Here is a 20046-nt window from a genome sequence, read left to right on the forward strand (position 1 = left end):
ATCGCCGGCGTCTGGTACTAACTCGCCCGATTTTTAGTTGACGATACTCGAATCGACAGTGCAACGGCGATCGGGACAAGCCCGGCGCCTCCGAAAGACGAACGCACGTCCGTCACGCAACCTGCCCTGGAGACCCGAAATGCAAGACCTTAAGCGACAAAAATTGCCCCTGCGGCTCATCGGTTCGATGCAGCGCGTCATCGTCGCGCTGGCGGCGCTCGTGCCGCTCGTCCTCTCGCCCGCTCACGCCGAGGACAAGGAAGTGACGATTGCGTACCAGCAGATCGTCGATCCGTGGGTCGTCGCGATCGCCAACGGCTCCATCGAAAAGGCGACCAGCTACAAGATCAACTGGCGTCAGTTCGAATCCGGTGCGAAGGTCGCGACCGCGATGGCCTCGGGCGACGTCAAGGTCGGCGTGATCGGCTCCAGCCCGCTCACGGCGGCCGTGAGCCAGGGCCTCGACCTGCAACTCTTCTGGATCCTCGACAACATCAACCAGGCCGAGGCGATGGTCGTGCGCAACGCGTCCAACGTGTCGAAGCCCGCCGACCTGAAGGGCAAGACGATCGGCGTGCCCTTCGTCTCCACCACGCACTATCACACGATGTTCGCGCTTCAGCACTGGGGCATCGACCCGAAGGACGTGAAGATCCTCAACATGCAGCCGAACCAGATCGTCGCGGCCTGGGAGCGCGGCGACATCGACGCGGCCTACGTGTGGAATCCCGCGCTCGCCGAACTCAAGAAGAGCGGCCATGTGCTCGTCACTTCGGGCGACCTCTCGAAGCTCGGCAAGCCGACCTTCGACGGCATCGCGGTCGATCGCAAGTGGGGAGAGGAGCACAAGGACTTCATGGCGAAGCTCGTGAAGGCGATCGCCGACGCCGACGACCAGTATCGCCGCAATCCGTCGCAATGGAGCGCGACGTCCCCGCAGGCGGCGGCGATCACGAAGATGATCGGCGGCACCGCGGCGGACGTGCCCGAGTCGCTGTCGCTCTATGCGTATCCGACGCTCGCCGAGCAGGCGTCGCCGCAATGGCTCGGCGGCGGATCGTCGAGCCGCGCGGCGGCGGCGCTGAAGGACACGTCTGCGTTCCTGAAGGAGCAAAAGCGCATCAGCGAGCTCGCGCCCGACTATTCGAAGTTCGTGACGCCGGCGTACGCCGAAGCGGCGATGAAGCTCAAGTGATCGTCTGAAGCCCGGGCGCAACCATGTTGCATGGGACGGGAGCAAGCGCTGATGTGCTCGCTCTCGTCCACAAGGAGGACGTATGGAAAGCATGCAGGTCAGGAACGTCAGCGTCGTGTTTCCCGGGCGTCGTCCCGGCGAGCAGGTCCACGCGCTCGACAACATCGATCTCACGATCGACTCCGGCGACTTCGTCGTTGCGCTGGGCGCATCGGGTTGCGGCAAGACCACGCTGCTCTCGCTGATGGCCGGCTTCATCGCGCCGACGAGCGGCGAACTGATGCTCGGCGGCGAACCGGTCGCGGGACCCGGCGCGGATCGCGGCGTCGTGTTCCAGAAGCACGCGCTCCTGCCGTGGCTCAACGTCATCGACAACGCGGAGTTCGGGCTGAAGCTGCAGGGCGTCGCGAAGTCGAAGCGCCGCGAGATCGCGGCGCGCAATCTCGCGCTCGTCGGCCTGCAGGATTTTCACAAGCACATGATCTACCAGCTCTCGGGCGGCATGCAGCAGCGCGTGGGCATCGCCCGCGCGCTCACCTGCGACCCGGCGATGCTCCTGATGGACGAGCCGATGGCCGCGCTCGACGCCCTCACGCGCGAGACCATCCAGGAACTGCTGCTCGACGTGTGGAAGAAGACGAACAAGATGTTCTTCTTCATCACGCACAGCGTGGAGGAGGCGCTTTTTCTGGCTAGCCGGCTGATCGTGATGTCGCCGCGTCCGGGGCGCATCACGCACACCTACGAACTCGACTTCAACCGGCGCTTTCTGGAAACGCGCGATGCGCGCGCGGTCAAGTCGAGTCCCGATTTCATCGAGATGCGCGAGCGCGTGCTCGGCATCATCTACGGCGATGAAAAATCGCATGGCACACGAGAAGAGGTGTCGCATGTCTGAGTCCAAAGCCATCCACGCGATCTTTCACAAATCCGCCGGACAGCAGGATGCCCCGCCGGATGCACCGCGCAAACGCCGCCGCCCGCGCGTGCTGGCAAAGCGCCCGGTCAAGCCCGGCGATTCGTTCGGCGTGCCGGGCCAGGGCAGCAGCCTCGTGACGAGCGTCATCACGATCGTCGCGTTCGTCGGGCTGTGGTTCGCGGTCACGAACACGCATCTGATCAAGCCGCTCTTTCTGCCTTCGCCGCAGGCGGTGTACGCGAAGTTCCTCGTCGTCGCAACCGATGGCTTCGCCAACTCGACGCTCGCGCAGCACACCGGCATCAGCCTGCTACGCGTATTCGGCGCGTTCGCGCTGGCGTGCCTGACGGCGATTCCGGTCGGCGTGATGATGGGCGTCTCGCGCATCGCGCGCGGCGCGTTCGATCCGCCGATCGAGTTCTACCGGCCACTGCCGCCGCTCGCTTACCTGCCGCTCATCATCATCTGGTTCGGCATCGGCGAATTCTCGAAAGTGCTGCTGATCTATCTCGCGATCTTCGCGCCGCTTGCCATCGCCGCGCGCGCCGGGGTGCGTTCGGTGTCGATCGAGCAGATCCACGCAGCATATTCGATGGGCGCATCGCGCACGCAGGTGGTGTTCCACGTCATCATGAAGTCGGCCCTGCCGGAGATTTTCACGGGCATGCGGATCGGCATCGGCGTGGGCTGGACGACGCTCGTCGCGGCGGAAATGGTGGCGTCGTCGAGCGGCCTCGGCTTCATGGTGCTCAACGCCGCCGAGTTCCTCGCGAGCGACGTCGTCATCATGGGGATCATCGTGATCGGCTTCTTCGCGCTCTGCTTCGACATGCTCATGCGTTACATCGAGCGCGTGCTGGTGCCATGGAAGGGCAAGGTCTAAAGCCCGCTCCTCCCTACTCTCTCCTCGAATCAGCCACGACGACCGGATCTCCGGCGTCGTGGCTTTTTTTTATCAGGGCACATTCGCGTCGTCGTCCGCCGAAAAATTCAGAAACAATCTCGATTTGACAAACACTCTTAAGATATATAACTTAAGATATGTTTTACGATACTTGGAGCAAATCGATGAAGAACCATTTCCCTTTCGGCCGCGCTGACGACTTCGCGGCACACTTCGGCCGTCACGAGCGCGGCGAACGCTGTATGGCGCAAGCAATCGGCCGGCATCGCGGACACGGCGGCGGCGGAGACTTTCCGGGCGGCCCCGGCGGACGCGGGGGCCGGGGCGGTTTCGGCGGCGAAGACGGCATGCCGCGCGCCCGCAAATTCACTTCCGACGACCTGCAACTCCTGCTGCTCGCGCTGCTCGCCGAGGCGCCGCGTCACGGTTACGAACTCATCAAGGCGCTGGAAGACCGGTCGAACGGCTTTTACGCGCCGAGTCCCGGGATGGTCTATCCGGCGCTCACGTACCTGGAGGAACTGGGCTACGCGACCGTCGAACTTGAAGGCAACCGCAAGCGCTATGCGCTTTCCGAAGCCGGCCGCGGGCATCTCGCCGCGAACCGCGAACGCGTGGATCTCATGCTCGCGAAACTCAAGCATTTCGCCCGCAAGATGGATTCGGTGCGCCGCGCCTTCGCGGGCGAGGAAGCCGACGACGGCAGCGAAGGCGGCTGGGTTCCCGAACTGACCGCCGCGCGCCGCGCGCTCAAGCGCGCGCTGCTTCTGCGCACGGACGCGCCACAGGACGAACAGCGCCGCATCGCCGCGATCCTCGCGCGCGCCACCGACGAAATCGAACAGGGCGCCGCCCGTGACAAGGAGTAATCCGCCAATGAACGACAACATCTTGCAAAGCCGCCCCGATCTGGAAGTCACGCGCGTGCGCCACGCGCTCAAGTTTCGTCTCTTACAGGTGACGCGCGTCCAGGCACTCACGCCGCACCTCATACGAGTGACGCTCACAGGCGAAGCGCTCGACGACTTCGTCTCGGCCTCGTTCGACGATCACATCAAAGTCTTCTTTCCTGAGCCGGGCAAAGACAAGCCCGAGGTGCCGGTCGCGGGCCCGGAAGGCCCCGTGTTCGATCCGGACAAGCCGCGCCCCGTCGCGCGCGATTTCACGCCGCGCCGCTACGACCCCGAAGCGCGCGAACTCGACATCGAGTTTGCGCTGCACGAAGCCGGGCCCGCGACTGCGTGGGCCACGCAGGCGAAGGTCGGGCAATATCTGGGCATCGGCGGGCCGCGCGGGTCGTTCGTGATTCCCCCGCATTTCGACTGGCATCTGTTCGTCGGCGACGAAACCGCGCTGCCGGCAATCGCGCGCCGCCTGGAGGAACTGCCGGCCGGCACGCGCGCTGCGACCGTAATCGAAGTGGCCGATCCTTCGGCGCGCATCGAATTCGAGACGAAGGCGGATCTCTATGCGGAATGGCGCTATCGAGAAGACGCCGCGCATCCGGACGGCGGCGCCCTGCTGCTCGCGCTGCGGGAGATGTTCCTGCCCGACGGCGAGGGCTATGTCTGGGCGGCGGGCGAAGCGACGCTCATGCGCGCCGTGCGTCAATTGCTATGCGTGGAGCGCGGCATCGACAAGCGCCGGATTCGCGCCTCCGCTTACTGGAAGCGCGGCGCGCAGGCGGTGCATGAGACTATCGACGAATAAGGCGCTCAGAGCGGCACGTCTTCGATCAGATTCGCGCTCACCGCGCGAATCCTGCGATCGACGAAGTAGCCGCCGCCTTCCGTATAGCGCAGATAAAGACGCCCGCAGACCGAACATTCCCACACGCCGCACCGGTTGTACGGAAAATAGCGCGGCGCGATGGGCGCATCGGCCGACCAGTAATTCGTCTTGCCGGGCAGGTATTCCGAGAATGTGGGTTCCGGATCGTTTTCCGGCGACAGCTTGCCGATCTCACGCAACTGCGTTTCGTCGAGGGAAAGCGGCTGGGACTGCCAGCCGTCTAGCGGCGTTTTCGTGCATGCGCACGGACCGGGCGCTTTGGCTTCCGCGCGCCGCGCATGGTCGATCAGAGTTGTTGCGTCCAGAAAGTCAGGGGGCATGGCGATCAGTCGTCGTTAAAGCGAACGCGCCATGATGCGCGTACCCACCACGTACGGCAAGCCGTCAGCCGTTCATCATCCGGTCGCGCTGCGCCATGACCCACGAGCGGTCGAACCGTCCGTGCGCAATCGATTCCAGCGCCGCCGCTTCCTTCGCCGCCTGGCGGCGCGCGCCTTCGATCACCGCCTGCACGTCGGCTGGAGCGATCGCGAGCACGCCGTCCTCATCGCCGACGACGATGTCGCCCGGATGCACCACCATGCCGCCGACCGTCACCGGCACGTTGATCTCCCCCGGCCCATGCTTGTATGGCCCGCGATGCGTGACGCCGCGCGCGTACACCGGAAAATCGCGCTGGCCGAGCGCGCCGACATCGCGGATCGCGCCGTCGATCACGAGGCCCTGCACCCCGAGGCTCTCGGCGAAGCTCGCCATGATGTCGCCCATCAGCGCCTGCGTGAGCTCGCCTGCCCCGTCGATCACGAGCACGTCGCCCGGGCGGCAGTAGTCGAACGCGCGATGGATCGCGAGGTTGTCGCCGCCGCGCGTGCGGACCGTGACCGCGGTTCCGGCCATCGGCTTCGGCCGGTGAAACGGCCGCAAGCCGGTCGTGCCGCTCACGCGGGCCATGTTGTCGCTCAGGAGCGATACCGCCAGTTCGCGCAAGGCGTCGAGCGTCGCGGGGCTCGCCTGGGCAGCCGATTCGTATTCGCGCCATCCGGCCTGATTCATGGTGTCGCTCCTTCGGTTGATCGTTGTCGTTCAAGTTGCGCGGACAGGCGCCCGTACACCGCACGGGCGTTGTCCTCGTAAATGCGTTGCCGGTCCGCCGCGGTAAGCCATTCGATGCCGTCGATATAGCGCCGGGTGTCGTCGTAGTAGTGGCCGGTTTCCGGATCGATGCCTTGCACCGCGCCGATCGTCTCCGAAGCAAACAGGATGTTTTCGACCGGAATCACCTTCGCGAGCAGTTCGGCGCCCGGCTGGTGATAAACGCAGGTATCGAAGAAGACGTTTTTCAGCAGATAGTCGGTGAGCAGCGGCCGCTTCATGTCCTGCGCGAGGCCGCGATAGCGTCCCCAGTGATACGGCACCGCGCCGCCACCGTGCGGGATGATGAAGCGCAGCGTCGGGAAGTCCGCGAACAGGTCCGCCTGGAGCAGTTGCATGAAGGCCGAAGTGTCGCCGTTGATGTAATGCGCACCGGTCGCATGGAAGTTCGGATTGCACGATGACGACACGTGGATCATCGCCGGCACGTCGAGTTCAACCATCGCTTCGTAGAGCGGATACCACGAGCGGTCGGTCAGCGGCAGTCCGGACCAGTGGCCGCCCGACGGATCGGGGTTCAGATTGCAGCCGATGAAGCCCAGTTCCTCCACGCACCGACGCAATTCGGCGATGCAGTTTCCGGGAGCCACGCCCGGCGCCTGCGGGAGCTGGCAGACGCCCACGAAATTGCGCGGAAAAAGCCCGCACACGCGATGCACGAGGTCGTTGCATTCGCTCGACCAGACCGCGTTGGCTTCCGCGCCGGCCAGATGATGGCCCATGCCGGCGGCACGCGGCGAGAAGATCGTGAGATCGGTGCCGCGCTCGCGCTGGATGCGAAGCTGTCCGCCTTCGATGCTGTCGCGGATTTCGTCGTCGGAGATGCACGGGCGCGGCGGCGGCGCAACGCCGTCTTTGAGCGCGGCGATCTGCTTCGCGCGCCACGCTTCGTGCTGCGGCGGCGAGGTCGTGTAGTGGCCGTGACAATCGATGATCATGTCGTGAATCCTGGTGTCGTTGCGTACGGTGGTCAGGTGCGCGCGGCCGGATCGGCGGCGGGCAGGGCGGCAGTTTCGTTGTCGGCGGGATTGACGCGCATCACGAGCGCGATCACCGTCGCCACGACGAGGAATGCCGCGATGGTCAGCAGCGCGAGCTTGAAATTGCCCGTTGCGCTGCGCACAAGGCCGATGCTCCACGGCCCGACCAGTCCGCCGAACTGCGCGATCGTGTTGATGAGAGCGATGGTCGCCGCGCCCGCCGCGCCGGTCCTGAACGACGAGGCGAGGCTCCAGAAGAGCGGATTGCCTGCGTAGATGAAGAGGCCCGTCACGCACAGGAGCGCATAGGCGATCACGGGATTCGGCGCATACGCGCTGCCCGCAATCGCGACGGCGCTCATGCCGTAGACAAATGCGAGATGCTTTTTGCGGTCGCCGGTTCGGTCCGAGCTGCGGCTGATGACGAACGTGCCGAGCACGCCGAGAAGCGGCGGCGCCGCCGAGAGAAATCCGACTTCGATATTGCTCAGCTGGCCGAGACTCTTGACGATCTGCGGCAGCCACAGGAAGAGCCCATAAATACCGACGAGCGCGCAGCCGAAGAGACACGCGAGGCTCCACACGCGGATATCGCCCGCGACGCGCAGCAGCGGAAAATGCTTGTCGCCGCCGACCGCCGCGCGCTCGGCCGCGAGCGTCGATTCGAGCCATTGCTTTTCGTCGGCGGCGAGCCAGTCGGCGTCGGCGGGGCGCTCCGTCATGATGCGCAGCGTGAGGAGGCCGAGCAGCATCGCGGGGACGCCTTCGAGGATGAACATCCATTGCCATCCCTGCAGGCCCAGAATGCCGTTTGCATAGGTCATCAGCGCGGTCGAGATCGGACCGCCGAGCACCGCCGAAAACGAACCCGCGATGATGTAGCCGCCCACCGCGCGCGCCCGGTAGCGCACGGGAAACCACTTCGTCAGGTAGACCGCGACGCCCGGCAGGAAGCCCGCTTCCATCACGCCGAGCAGAAAGCGCAGGACATAAAAGCTCTTGTCGTCGAAGACGAAGGCTGTCGCGGCCGCCACCCCGCCCCATGTCAGCAGGATGCGCGCAATCCAGCGACGCGCGCCCACGCGATGCAGCAGCAGGTTGCTCGGCACTTCGAGCAGCATGTAGCCGACAAAGAAGATGCTGCCCGCGAAGCCGAACACGGCGGGGCTGAAGCCGAGCGCCTTGTTCATGTCGAGCGCCGCGAAACCGATGTTGATCCGGTCGAGGTAGTTGAAGAACATCATCGCGAAGAGCAAGGGCATGAGCCGCCCGTACACCTTTCGCATGGTCGCCGCTTCGTTGAAAGAGGTCATGCCGTCTCCTGCTTGGCGGCTTCGGCCGTAGCCGTCGCCGCGTTCTTATCGTCGGTCGCGGGCCTCGCGGCCCGCGCTTGCGCGTCATGCTTTACAAACGCCCTTCGCTTGCCACGCTTGCTTGCATGAAGTCGATGATAAGAATCGGAGAACGACGCGTCCAAGACGACTTCCTTATTCTTCTATAAGTTTTGTCTTATAGTGCGGCGTCATCGAGAGGCGCAGGAAGGCAGCCGAGAAACGCGCGCAGATGTGGCGAGGCGTCGTCGGTGCGAAACGTTGCGGCGAGCGTCGACCATTGCGACGCGCCCGGACCCGCGAGATGGCGGAACACGACATCCGTGCGCCCGTGCCGCGCCACCGACTCGCCGACGAACGTCACGCCGAGACCCGCTGCGACGAGCGCGATCGCGGTCTGGATTTCGTAGGCCTGATGCGCGACGAACGGCGTCACGCCGGCATCGCGATAGAGCGACTGCACGGTGCGCTTGAACTGCGCGTTCTGGTGTTTCGGATACAGGATGAGCGGCGTGTCGGCGAGTTCGGCGATGCGCACTTTCTTGCGCGCCGCCAGCGGATGATCCGGCGCGAGCGCGGCCACCACATGCTCGCGCAAGAGCGGATACGACGTGCAGCCGGGAATCTCGAGTGGCTGCCTTCCTATGCCGATGTGAATGCGCATGTCGCGCAGCGCGTCGGTCTGCTCCTCGGTGAGCATTTCGAAGAGCTTCAGCTCGACTTGCGGATACGCGTGATGAAATGCCTTGAGCGCGGGCGGCAGGATGCTGTACATCGCGGATCGCGTAAAGCCGATCGAAAGCCAGCCGCGCCGGCCGATACCGATTTCCTGCGCGCCGAGGCTCGCCTGCTCCCACGAGCCGAGTATCTGGCGCGCTTCCGTGCAGAGATAGTGGCCTGCTTCCGTGAGCCGCAGCGGCCGCCGCGCCCGGTCGACAAGCTGAGTGCCGAGCCGTTCTTCCAGCAGGCGGATCTGCTGGCTCAGCGCGGGTTGCGCGATGTGAAGACGCTCGGCCGCGCGGCTGAAGTTCAGTTCTTCCGCGAGGATCACGAAGCACTGCAAAGCCCGAAGATTCATATCGACTTGTGATTTGACGTTTCGTTTACAGAGGGTCTGGACTCCGCCGGCCGTCGCCTACTATAAGCCGTGCCGTTCGCGCCAAGCGGGCGTCCTTTTGCTCTGTAGCCCCGTCTCACCACGATCATCCTTTCGACCGGGCCTTTTGCCGTCCCCCCCGAATAGCCGCCGCCCGGGCCTTCACGCATCGGGGGCTCTTCACTGACGACCGGCTTTTTCGAACTCCACTGTGCTCAGGTGACCCCGTCGATTAATGTATGCGCGGGGACTCGACCGTTAGTTGCCTTTTTAACGAAAAAAGAAAGGGGTCATCTGCAGCAAGCAGGCGACGCCTAAGCGCCCTTGGCGGTCCGAGCCGCTTGAGAACGTGGAGACAGAATCAAGTATATAGGGACGCGCTGCGATTCCAATTTCCCGAACAGGAACCGGTTTTTGCGCCAGTTCGCAGGTTCCGCGACATCGCGAAGCAGCGGGAAAACGTCAGTGAGCCATCTCTTCGAGGCGACGCTGCGATCCCTGTTCCAGCAGCCTGTCGAGGGATACCGGCCTGCTCAGCAGAAACCCCTGCACCTTGTCGCAGCGCGCGTCGCGCAGAATGTCCATCTGATCCTGCGTTTCGACGCCCTCCGCGACGACCGCCATGCCGAGCTTGTGCGCCAGGTCGATGACGCCTTCCACCACCGTCCTGACCGTCTCGTCGGACACGATGTTGTCGACGAATGACTTGTCGAGCTTCAATACATCGGGACGAAAGCGCGCCAGATAGCTCAGGCTCGAATAGCCTGTACCGAAATCGTCAATGGCGATCCGCACGCCCATGCGCCGGATCTGCGTGAGGACTTCCTGCGCACCGTCGATGTTTTCGATCAGCGCCGACTCCGTGATTTCCAGCGTGATGCGGCGTGCATCGATACAACATCGCTTGATCGTCTGCTTCAGGACGGAAACGAGCCGGGGATCGCGGAACTGTTTCGGCGACACGTTGATCGACACCGATTTCACCCCCGGCGCCGATATCGCGAGGACGCTGGCCGCCTGCACGGCCTCACGGATGATCCAGTGGCCGGCCTCGACGATGAGCCCGCTCTCTTCGAGCACCGGAACGAACGCGCCCGGCGCCAGCAAGCCAAGCTGCGGATGATTCCAGCGAAGCAGCGCCTCCGCGCCCGCGAGCGCGCCTGAATCGACGCGGTACTGCGGCTGGTAGTGCAGAACGAACTGGTCGTCCCGGATCGCGTCGTGAAGCTCGGACTCCAGATGCGCGCGCGCGAGGTCGTCCTTTTCCTCTTCGCCGAAGACGCGGAACGTGTTACGCCCCGCCCGTTTCGCCGCGTACATCGCGAGGTCGGCGCTCGTGAACAGCGCTTCCGGCGTGCTGCCGTGCTCGGGGTACATCGCGACGCCGATCGAACACGTCATCGTGACGGTCTTGCAGTCGATGTTGATCGGACGATGGCAGGCAACCGCCAGCCGGCGGCACGCCTGGGCGATCCGGTCCGGATCCAGCACGCCGGGCAGGAGAATCGTGAACTCGTCGCCGCCCGGCCGCGCCACGATCGCGCTCTCCGGCAGGACGCTGCGAATGCGCTCGGCGATGGCCTTCAGCACCGTGTCGCCCGCGGAATGGCCGGCCGTATCGTTGATCGACTTGAAGCGGTCGATGTCGATGAAAAGATAGGAAAACGGATTGCCGGAACCGCAGTGGGCGAGCAGCGCCTCCGTCATCGAGTTGCGGTTGTGAAGCCCGGTCAGGCTGTCGATGTTCGCGAGGCGGTGCAGTTCGCGAAGCCGCTCCTGCTCTTCGGTCGCGTCGACGCACACGCTCACGACACGCGCCACCGTGCCCGCCTCGATGACCGGATAGATGTCCGTGCGAACCCACCGAATACGCGCTTCCGGCAGACACAGACGGAAATAGCTCTGCGCCGGCGCGCCGGTATGGACAGCATCGCGCATCTTGTTGCGCAGTTGCGGGAGGTCGTCGGGATGAACACGTTCGGCCCATGACGTTTCATCGGCCTCGAGCGCCGACATCGGCATTTCCCACATCCGCTCGAACGCCGAACTCACGTGCAGCAGCGTGCGGAAATCCTGGCTCGCCGTCCAGAACACGGCGTCGACGTGGTCTTCCATGTCTTTCTGGACCTGGGCATTGCCGCGCAGCTCGGCGATGAGATCCACTTCGGCCGTGATGTCGCGCGATTTGCACAGGATGGCGACGACCTTGCCGCGCTCCCCGAACACCGGCGCGAACGTCGACGTCCACCATTTCATCGAGCCCGCGACGGTGTGACAGGCGCCCGAAAATGACGTCGATTCTCCCGCGATGGCGCGCGCGAAGGCGTTGCGCGCGTCCGGGCCGTCCCACAGGCCGAGCCAGTCGACGCCGACCATGTCGTCGGCGGAATTCGCTTCGATGAGACGCGTACCGACTTCCGAGATGCAGACAATGCGGCCATCGAGATCGAGCAGCTTGAGACAGTCTTCGGCGATGCCGAGCAGTCCTTTCGCGAACTGCTGCGCGACGAAAACCTGGTGCTTCGACTGCTGCATGTGTTGCGCGACGACCGCCGCGCCCGCGATGACGACGGCGAGCATCAGGTTCCAGGGCAGCGGCGCCCATGCGGAAGCGCCGACAGTCAGCGCGACGGCGACACAGGCGAGCGCGAAGCCGTCGAGGCGCCGGCCGCACGTGACGTTGGAGAATCTCCTCAGGATCGTCTTGTCGATGGTCCCGAGGAAATCGGTCGCCTTTACCTGCACCGCACCACCCCTCTCTACTATTCGCTGTTCGCTTCTTAACGGCTTGCGGCGGCGGGTCTTTAGGATCAGATCCGTGACAGTCGGCCGCACGAAGGACCGTCACGGAGAAACGATCAAAAAGAAGCGCCGCACATCCGTGCAGATCACGACGGTCGCGCTCCTGTCGAGCGACGATGCTGCGTTCACGCTTAAGAGGTTTCGCCTGGTTCGCGTGAACAAGCCTGATGAACACGCATTGCGTTACGCTATGCCCACGAATTCGACGCTCAAGTTCGCCTTGAGCACGCCGTAAAACGCATATGGCAAAACCGGAGCAATCCGGCGACGCAAAGCTAAACGGACTCCGCAAACGGGAGTCAGCCAGTTGCCCGGCGCGTGAGCGTCGGGCCAATCGACGGAAGTCCGCTCGAAGGACGCCCGGTCAGGAGGCAACAGATGTACATCGTCCGCATGGCGGCAGCACGCGCGTTCGTGCCCGCTTCGTTTTCCGTCGCATTTCGCGATTGCTTGCAGCGCCTGCCTGCTCAGTCGCTGCGTGTCGCCTTGCTGATAACGGCGCTCTTCCTCGCAATCCCGCCGACGCAATCATTCGCAGCTACTACCGGCCTGCCGCTCGTCGTGCCCGCGTATTTCGATCCCATCGGCAAGGGCGCGGGCTTCTGGAACGATCTCGCGACGACCGCCGCGAAAGTCCCCACCATCGTGATCCTCAACCCGAACAGCGGCCCGGGCCTGCGCGAGGACCCGGCCTACACGGCCGCGATCGCAAAGGTGCGGGCGGCGGGAGGCAAGGTGATCGGCTATGTCTCGTCGTCGTACACGACGCGTTCGCTGTCCGCGGTGGTGAGCGACATCAACATGTATGTATCGCTCTACAGGATCGATGGCTTCTTCATCGACGAGATGACGTCCGACAGCGTCACGTCGCACGTCCAGTTCTACCAGTCGGTGTACAACTACATCAAGGGCTTGTCGCCGAGCTATTCGGTGATGGGCAATCCCGGCACGAGCGTGCCCGAGATTTACGCGAGCCTGCCAATCGCCGATCAGTTCGTCGTATTCGAGGACAGCGCGAAGCGCTACGCGAGCTACGTGAGCGCGCCATGGCAGGCGCGTTATCCGAAGTCGCGCTTCGTGCATATCGTCTATGGCGTGAACGCTTCGCAGTCGTCGAAGACGATCCAGTTCGCGAACGCGCATGGCGCCGGCGGCGTGTTCGTGACCTCCACCGGATTGCCGAATCCGTACATGAATCTGCCTGCCTACTGGAACCAGGAAGTCGCCACCGCGGCGGCGATCAGGTGACGCAACACGCGGACGCGCGCCCTAAAAGATCTTCCCCGGATTGAGAATGCCGAGCGGATCGAGCGCCTGCTTGATCGCCCGCATCGATTCGACGTCGGCTTCCGTGCGGCTCAGGTGCAGGAAGTGTTTCTTCTTCACGCCGATGCCGTGCTCCGCCGAAATCGAGCCGTGGAATTCGCGCGTGACGTCGTAGATTATCCGGTCGATGTCGTCGTGATCGTGCTTCGGCATGCCCGGCACGTCCACGACGATGTGAATGTTGCCATCGCCGAGATGCCCGTAGACCAGGATCGTGGCATCCGGCCAGCGCGCGCGCAGGCGCGCTTCGCATAGCGCCGCCGCCTCGCCGACCTGCGCGATCGAAAAGCTGACGTCGTACGCGGCATGATTCGGAATGAAGCGCTGGTATTCGCCGGGGGCGTCGCGGATCGCCCAGAACGCTTGCGCGTGCGCTTCCGACGAGGCCAGCGCCGCGTCGCTCACGATGCCTTCTTCCAGCATCGTCCCGAGAAACTCCTCGAAGGCTTCGCCGTGCCGGACCGGGTCCGCGCCGACGCTTTCCAGCAGCACGTAGAACGGATGCGGCAAGGCGAGCGGCGCGCGCAACGTGTCGAGATTGGCGATCACGGCGTCGTGATAGCCCGCCCACATCACCTCGAACGCGGAGACGCCCGGCGCGAGTCCCGCCTGCGCGCGCGTGAGCAGCGTGGTGACGGCCGCGAAGTCGGGCAAGCCGCACCATGCCGTCGCTGTCGCCGTGGGTCTCGGCCGCAGCCGCAACACCGCACGCGTGATGACGGCGAGCGTGCCCTCGCTGCCCGTCAGCAGGTGACGAAGGTCGTAGCCGCTGTTGTTCTTGATCATCTTGTTGAGCCCGCCGACGATCGCGCCGCTCGCGAGCACGGCTTCGAGACCCAGCACCTGATCGCGCATCATCCCGTACTTGATGACGCGGTTGCCGCCCGCATTGGTCGCGAGATTGCCGCCGATCGAACAACTGCCGCGCGCGCCGAGATCGAGCGGAAAATAGAAGCCCGCCGCGCTCGCGGCTTCCTGCACCACTTGCAGCGGCGTGCCCGCTTCGACGGTCATGGTGCCCGATACTGCATCGATTTCCACGATGCGGTTCATGCGATCGAGACTCAGCGCGACCTCGTCGCCGCGCAGGTTCGCGCCGCCGACGAGTCCCGTCAGGCCGCCTTGCGTGACGACGGGCAGCGCATGGCGCGTGCAAAGGGCGAGCGCCGCCGCGACTTCGGCCGTATCGCGCGGCCTGATCAGCGCGAGCGGGACGGCGCTCGGCAGCCCGCTCCAGTCTTCGACGCGGCGGTCGCCGAATTCCCCTGGAAGCATCACCACTTGCTCGCCGAGCGCCTCCCGCAACGCGCGCACCCCTTCGCCTGCTGCCACGAAAAGTCTCCTTGTATCGTTATCTCGATTGCGGCGTTCATCATAAACACATCAGACGAAGCCCGCGATCGCATGCGGCTCATACGGCGCTTCGAGGCGCGCGATTTCGTCGGCCGACAGATCGAGCGACAGCGCCGCGACCGCATCGGTCAGGTGCGCGGGCTTCGATGCGCCGACGATCGGCGTCGTCACCGCCGCCTTCTGCGCGACCCATGCAAGCGCGACCTGCGCGCGCGGCACGCCGCGTTCCGCCGCAATGGCGGCCACCGCTTCGATCACCGCGCGGTCCGCTTCGAGCGAACGCTCGTAGAGGCCGCTGCCGAAGTTGTCGGTTCGCTGCCGTTCGCTCGACTCGTTCCAGTCGCGTGTCAGGCGACCGCGCGCGAGCGGACTCCACGGCATCACGCCGATGCCCATGTCCTCGCAAAGCGGCAGCATCTCGCGCTCTTCCTCGCGATACAGCAGGTTCAGGTGATTCTGCATCGTGACGAACGGCGTGAAGCCTCGTTCGCGCGCGGTGTAGAGCGCCTTGCTGAACTGCCACGCATACATCGACGACGCGCCGATATAGCGCGCCTTGCCCGCCTTCACGACATCATGGAGCGCTTCGAGCGTTTCCTCGATCGGCGTGTGATAGTCCCAGCGGTGGATCTGGTAAAGATCGACGTAATCGGTGCCGAGGCGGCGCAGGCTGTTGTCGATTTCGCTGAAAATCGCCTTGCGCGAAAGTCCCGCGCCGTTCGGCCCCGGGCGCATGCGGTTGAACACCTTCGTCGCGATCACGAGGTCGTCGCGCTTCGCGAAATCGCGCAGCGCCCGTCCGACGATTTCCTCCGACGTGCCATCCGAATAGGTATTGGCGGTATCGAAGAAATTGATTCCGGCTTCGAGCGCCTGCCGGACCAGCGGACGGCTCTGGTCTTCATCGAGCGTCCACGGATGCGTGCCGCGCGAAGGCACGCCGTAAGTCATGCAGCCAAGACACAGGCGCGAGACGTCGAGTCCCGTCGAACCGAGTTTCACATACTCCATGGGTCTGCTCCTTGATTGAAAGGTTGCCGGTGTCTGCCTGTGACCGGTTCGGACGGCGCGCCGTTCCCGGACGTGGCTTTTCGCATGGCAACTGAAAGCGACGCGCCGCCGCTTCGGGTCAGTCGTCTAAAGTTACGGACCCGGCGGCCGATAGTCCGTTGATCGCCTTTCCACTTCCCACGCACGCAATGAGCCACGCCGAATCACGACCAGGTCACGAACCCGATGACGCCGACCGGCCGCGCCTGAGCCGCGCCATCGTCGCGACGGTCATCGGCAACGGCTTCGTCGCGTACGACTTCACGGTGTACAGCTTTTCGGCAGCCATCATCGGGCGGCTCTTCTTTCCTTCGCACGACGCCGCTTCGTCGCTCCTGCTCTCGCTCGCGACCTTCGGCGCGGGTTTCGTCATGCGCCCGCTCGGCGCGCTCCTGATCGGCCGCGTCGCCGACAGCCGGGGCCGGCGCGCCGGCATGACGCTGTCGATCGCGCTCATGACCGTCGGGACGTGGCTGATCGCCTGCCTGCCGACGCCCGCGACCATCGGCTGGGCCGCGACCGTCCTGATGGTGCTCGCAAGACTGCTGCAGGGGCTGGCCGCGGGCGGCGAGATCGGGCCGGCGTCGGCGTCGCTGATGGAATCGGTCGCCTATGGCCGGCGCTGCTTCGTCGTCAGCTGGCGCGGCGCGAGCCAGGGTGCGGCCGCGTGCGCGGCGGCGCTCGTCGGTGCCTCGACGACGGCGCTCCTTTCTCCCGCCGCGATGCACGACTGGGGCTGGCGCATTCCGTTCATGCTCGGCGGACTGATCGGCCCGGTCGGCTGGTATCTGCGGCGGCGCCTGCCCGCCACGCCCGTGGCCCGCCGCGCGCGCGCGCCGCTCGCGCACGTCGTGCGGGAAGACGGCCGCGCGCTCGCCTGTGGCGTCCTGATGATGGCCGCGCCTTCGGTGAGCATCTACGTCGCCGTGTTCTACATGCCGAGCTACCTCGTGCACACGCTGCACCGCCCGCCGGCGATCAGCCTTTTCACGTCGTCGCTCTCCGGCCTCGTCATTCTCGTGACGACGCCGCTCGTCGCCCATTTCGCCGACCGGCTCGCGAGCCGCAAGACGCTGCAGTACGCATCGCTCTGTGCGGCGCTGCTGACGGCGTATCCGGCATTCCTCGCGCTCACGCACGGCGCGGCCGATTTCGTCGCGCTCGCCGTCATCACGGCCTATGTCGCGATCGCCGTGAACAATGCGGGCGCCAGCTCCGTCCTGATGCTGGAAGCATTTCCGAAGCACCGGCGCGCGGCGGCGCTCTCGGTGATCTACGCGGTCGGCGTGGTCGTGTTCGGTGGATTTTCGCCACTGATCGTCGCGTGGCTGATCGACCTCACCGGCAATCCGATGACCCCCGCCTGGTATCTGCTCGCCGCGACCTGCGTGACGCTCGTCGGGTTGCGACGCTTTCCGGAACGCGCTTCAGACGAAGGGTCCGCTTGCGCGTGACACGCGCGAGGCGGCGTCGCGCTGCAGGTCGAGCGCGCGCAGACGCGCGTCCTGCGGACTCATGTCGAAGGCACGGCGAAACGCGCGCGTGAAATCCGACGCGCTCTTGAAGCCGAGCCCGTAGGCGATGTCGGTCACCTGAAGATGCGGAAAGCGCACGAGTTCGTCGGCCGCCTCGCGCAGCCGTCGATGACGGATATACGCGCCGAGGCCGCCTTCGTGCTCGAACCAGCGGTAGAGCGTCGCGCGCTTGAGTCCCAGCGCTTCGACCACCCGCATCGGCGTGAGATCGCCCTGATGCAGGTTCGCGTCGATGAAGCGTCTCACCTGCCCCATCACCGCGCTCTGTACAGCCGCGCGGCCCGTGCCCGTCAGTTTCGACTCGTGGCGAAACGCCGCGATCAGGAGTTGCGCGCCCGCATCGAGCGTGCCGATGGCATCGGTGGCGCCGAGGCCCGGCAGTTCGGGAGCCGTCGCGCCGAAATGATCCAAAACCAGTTGCGCGAGCGGCGTTTCGTACGGCACGACGCGGCCGTGCAACGCGTCGCCGTCGCCGAGTCCCGCTTCGACGATCGCGCGCGGCACGAACAGCGTCAGCACGCGGCACGCCGGACGGTCCACGCGAAAAGGCTGGTTCATGTCGAACGCGACGATGCCCCGCACCGACCCCGGCGCGCTGCGCTTGCGGCTCACGCCGCTCACGTCACCGACTTCGCCCTCGGCGTACACGTGAAACACGAAATCGCGGCGCGTGTCGGCGGAAACGCGCGCGACCGAGCGCTCCAGGCGCATCGCATCGGTACGCGCATCTGTGAAGACCAGACCGCCGACCGAATGCAGGTCGATGTTCGCGCCGAAACCGTCCGCGAGCTGCGTCTTCTGCGGCGGGACGTCGACGACGTGGCCCACCCGCGCGCGCCACGCGAGCAACTGCTCGGCGGCAGGCAGCGGGCGCGTGCTGAAGCGGCTCGACACGATGCCGGAATGCGGCGCGTCGTCGCGGGCGGGCCGGTCGGCGTTCGGACTCGAAGTCATAGGCGGTGGTTGAGGCGGCGGCGCGCAGTCATCACAGGAGCGGGGGCGGTCGTCGCAATTTTTCTTCTGCAGATTTGAGACGCATGGTAAAGCCGGTCAAAAACAACACGTTATCTTGTTTCACCGAAGCAGGCGGTTGCGCGATTCGTGCGTGAAACGCCGGTGCTTCCATGTTTACGGCAGCGCAACCGAGAATCAGAGCCTCCGCGCCGCGAGGATGCCAGGGCCACACGAAATGAGTACCCTCAAATTCAGCCAATCCGCCGACATCGACGGCGCGAAACTGTTGCCGTCGCATCTGGCGGACAGCGAACTCGACCACCTGGAACGCGTGATCGAATCGTTCGCGCGCTCGAACAAGCCTCACATGCTCGGCTGGCTCGACGACGGCTACTGGCAGAAGCGCGTGCGCACGCTGGCCGAGGAGAACGATCTCGTCGCGACCCAGCGCCAGCGCGTGCTGCGGCTGCTCGACCTGCTCGAACGAAAGGCCGTGCTGAGCGAGCGCAGCCGCGCCGCGTAGTTCGTCAGGCGCGAATCGCCGAAGTGCCATCGCGAGGCGGTTCTCAGGCGCGCACGGCGCCTGCCGGTTCGAGTGCCTGCGGCCGCGCGTTGCGCCGCGCCGCACCGGGCGCCACGCCCACGACGCGCTTGAACGCACGGCTGAACGCGGCATCGGAGTCGTAGCCGAGCCGGCTTGCCATCTCCCCCAGCGACGCATCCGTTTCCCTCAACTGCGTCAATGCCGCCTGCATTTTCCAGCGCACCGCGTACCGCATCGCCGGCTCGCCGACCAGTTGCGTAAAGCGCGCGGAAAACGCCGAGCGAGACATGCCGAGCGCGTCCGCGAGCGTCGCCACCGTCCAGTTGCGTTCCGGATTGCGATGGATCATCGCAAGGGCGCGGCCGATCTGCCGGTCGCGCAGCGCGCCGAGCCAGCCCGTCTGCGCCGCCGGTGCATGCGCGATCCAGGCGCGCACGGCCTGGATGACGAGAATGTCGGCGAGACGCGTGATCACCGCTTCCCCGCCCGCGTTCGGCTGCTGCGCCTCGGCGGCGATGAAGCGCAGCGTGCTCTGTATCCACTCGATTTCGGGCGACTGCCACGTGTCGACGCGAATCAGCTTCGGCAGCAAGCCGATCAGCCGCTGCGCGGCCGGGTGATCGAAATGCACGACGGCACAGATCATCGTCGTGGGCGCGCCGCCTTCTCCGTGACGAAGAATCTCGTAGCGACTGCTGACGGTCTCGCGAGGCAGGTCGAAGAGCTTCGCTGCCGCGACGCCCGGCTCGTTCGCCAGCCGGTGTCCGGCGCCATGCGGCACGAGCGCGAGGTCACCCGGGCGCAGCAGGCAGGGCTCGACGCCATCGACTTCGAGCACGCACTGGCCGGCCGTGACCACATGAAACATCAGGCAATCCTCGAACGCCGGAAGCTCCAGCGCCCACGGCGCCGAGAATTCCGACCGGCAATAGAAGGTGCCGCTCATGCGCAGAAAGTGCAGCGCTTCGCCGAGCGGGTCCGTCGAGGCAGGGATTGCGTTCATGCCACCGAGTGTACGTCCGAACAGCGCTTCGTCCATCATCTTGGATGAATGAGCATTAAAACCGGCTTATTGGAGATTGTTCGTCCAATAACCGAAGTCTATTCTGGAATC

Annotated in this window: 19 protein-coding genes and 1 riboswitch; of the genes, 9 read left to right on the forward strand and 10 right to left on the reverse strand. The window is 65.1% G+C overall.

What is annotated here, in order from left to right:
* The first annotated feature begins 187 nt into the window (after window positions 1–187).
* The 5 genes from tauA (at window position 188) to AWB81_RS11515 (ending at window position 4728) form a co-directional block, all read left to right on the forward strand.
* The gene (gene tauA / locus AWB81_RS11495; protein ID WP_062635457.1) at window positions 188–1195 is read left to right on the forward strand and encodes a taurine ABC transporter substrate-binding protein; all 1008 of its coding nucleotides are present in this window, start codon (window positions 188–190) and stop codon (window positions 1193–1195) included.
* 82 nt (window positions 1196–1277) lie between these two features.
* Window positions 1278–2093, forward strand: coding sequence for a taurine ABC transporter ATP-binding protein (locus AWB81_RS11500; RefSeq protein ID WP_062635297.1), 816 nt, complete (start codon window positions 1278–1280; stop codon window positions 2091–2093).
* Window positions 2086–2997: an ABC transporter permease subunit gene (locus tag AWB81_RS11505; protein ID WP_087134897.1), complete on the forward strand. Its 912-nt coding sequence runs from the start codon at window positions 2086–2088 to the stop codon at window positions 2995–2997. The genes AWB81_RS11500 and AWB81_RS11505 overlap by 8 nt, the downstream gene beginning before the upstream one ends.
* A 185-nt stretch (window positions 2998–3182) precedes the next feature.
* A complete protein-coding gene (locus tag AWB81_RS11510) occupies window positions 3183–3887 on the forward strand; it encodes a PadR family transcriptional regulator (RefSeq protein ID WP_062635299.1) in 705 nt (234 codons plus the stop codon).
* A 7-nt stretch (window positions 3888–3894) separates the two neighbouring features.
* Window positions 3895–4728, forward strand: a complete 834-nt coding sequence (locus AWB81_RS11515; RefSeq protein ID WP_062635301.1) for a siderophore-interacting protein — start codon at window positions 3895–3897, stop codon at window positions 4726–4728.
* 5 nt (window positions 4729–4733) lie between these two features.
* Here AWB81_RS11515 and AWB81_RS11520 read toward each other — a convergent pair whose 3' ends face one another.
* From AWB81_RS11520 to AWB81_RS11545, 6 genes are all read right to left on the reverse strand, one after another.
* Entirely contained in the window at window positions 4734–5129 is a 396-nt protein-coding gene (locus AWB81_RS11520) for a hypothetical protein (protein ID WP_062635303.1), read from the reverse strand.
* A 64-nt stretch (window positions 5130–5193) separates the two neighbouring features.
* A complete protein-coding gene (locus AWB81_RS11525; RefSeq protein ID WP_062635305.1) occupies window positions 5194–5862 on the reverse strand; it encodes an RraA family protein in 669 nt (222 codons plus the stop codon).
* Window positions 5859–6899: an amidohydrolase family protein gene (locus AWB81_RS11530; protein ID WP_062635307.1), complete on the reverse strand. Its 1041-nt coding sequence runs from the start codon at window positions 6897–6899 to the stop codon at window positions 5859–5861. The genes AWB81_RS11525 and AWB81_RS11530 overlap by 4 nt, the downstream gene beginning before the upstream one ends.
* Before the next feature lie 32 nt (window positions 6900–6931).
* The gene (locus AWB81_RS11535; protein ID WP_062635309.1) at window positions 6932–8254 is read right to left on the reverse strand and encodes an MFS transporter; all 1323 of its coding nucleotides are present in this window, start codon (window positions 8252–8254) and stop codon (window positions 6932–6934) included.
* A 196-nt stretch (window positions 8255–8450) separates the two neighbouring features.
* Complete coding sequence (locus AWB81_RS11540; RefSeq protein ID WP_062635312.1) at window positions 8451–9350, reverse strand: LysR family transcriptional regulator; 900 nt, start codon at window positions 9348–9350, stop codon at window positions 8451–8453.
* A 480-nt stretch (window positions 9351–9830) separates the two neighbouring features.
* Window positions 9831–12113: a putative bifunctional diguanylate cyclase/phosphodiesterase gene (locus AWB81_RS11545; RefSeq protein ID WP_062635314.1), complete on the reverse strand. Its 2283-nt coding sequence runs from the start codon at window positions 12111–12113 to the stop codon at window positions 9831–9833.
* Between the two features lie 73 nt (window positions 12114–12186).
* Here AWB81_RS11545 and AWB81_RS11550 point away from each other — a divergent pair, with 73 nt between their 5' ends.
* Entirely contained in the window at window positions 12187–12405 is a 219-nt protein-coding gene (locus AWB81_RS11550) for a hypothetical protein (RefSeq protein WP_062635316.1), read from the forward strand.
* A riboswitch (cyclic di-GMP riboswitch) is annotated at window positions 12405–12485 on the forward strand. Its footprint overlaps the gene before it by 1 nt.
* Before the next feature lie 63 nt (window positions 12486–12548).
* Window positions 12549–13418, forward strand: a complete 870-nt coding sequence (locus tag AWB81_RS11555) for a spherulation-specific family 4 protein (protein WP_235025764.1) — start codon at window positions 12549–12551, stop codon at window positions 13416–13418.
* Between the two features lie 21 nt (window positions 13419–13439).
* On the opposite strand, the gene AWB81_RS11560 is transcribed toward AWB81_RS11555, so the two are convergent.
* Both AWB81_RS11560 and AWB81_RS11565 read right to left on the reverse strand, forming a co-directional pair.
* Window positions 13440–14828: an FAD-binding oxidoreductase gene (locus AWB81_RS11560; RefSeq protein ID WP_062635318.1), complete on the reverse strand. Its 1389-nt coding sequence runs from the start codon at window positions 14826–14828 to the stop codon at window positions 13440–13442.
* Window positions 14829–14879: 51 nt separating this feature from the next.
* Window positions 14880–15860 carry an aldo/keto reductase gene (locus AWB81_RS11565; protein WP_062635319.1) on the reverse strand — a complete coding sequence of 327 codons (981 nt, stop codon included), beginning with the start codon at window positions 15858–15860 and terminating at the stop codon, window positions 14880–14882.
* Between the two features lie 188 nt (window positions 15861–16048).
* Here AWB81_RS11565 and AWB81_RS11570 point away from each other — a divergent pair, with 188 nt between their 5' ends.
* A complete protein-coding gene (locus tag AWB81_RS11570) occupies window positions 16049–17353 on the forward strand; it encodes an MFS transporter (protein WP_062635322.1) in 1305 nt (434 codons plus the stop codon).
* Here the strand turns inward: AWB81_RS11570 and AWB81_RS11575 are convergent.
* Window positions 17327–18388 (reverse strand): AraC family transcriptional regulator, encoded by a 1062-nt coding sequence (locus AWB81_RS11575; protein ID WP_062635324.1) that lies wholly within the window; start codon window positions 18386–18388, stop codon window positions 17327–17329. The genes AWB81_RS11570 and AWB81_RS11575 overlap by 27 nt on opposite strands.
* Window positions 18389–18623: 235 nt before the next feature.
* Between AWB81_RS11575 and AWB81_RS11580 the strand changes: the two genes are divergently transcribed.
* Entirely contained in the window at window positions 18624–18911 is a 288-nt protein-coding gene (locus tag AWB81_RS11580; protein ID WP_062635326.1) for a hypothetical protein, read from the forward strand.
* Between the two features lie 43 nt (window positions 18912–18954).
* Here AWB81_RS11580 and AWB81_RS11585 read toward each other — a convergent pair whose 3' ends face one another.
* Window positions 18955–19974, reverse strand: a complete 1020-nt coding sequence (locus tag AWB81_RS11585; RefSeq protein WP_374730481.1) for an AraC family transcriptional regulator — start codon at window positions 19972–19974, stop codon at window positions 18955–18957.
* Window positions 19975–20046 lie beyond the last annotated feature (72 nt).

This window comes from Caballeronia arationis, from assembly GCF_001544975.2.
Classification (GTDB): Bacteria; Pseudomonadota; Gammaproteobacteria; order Burkholderiales; family Burkholderiaceae; genus Caballeronia; species Caballeronia arationis.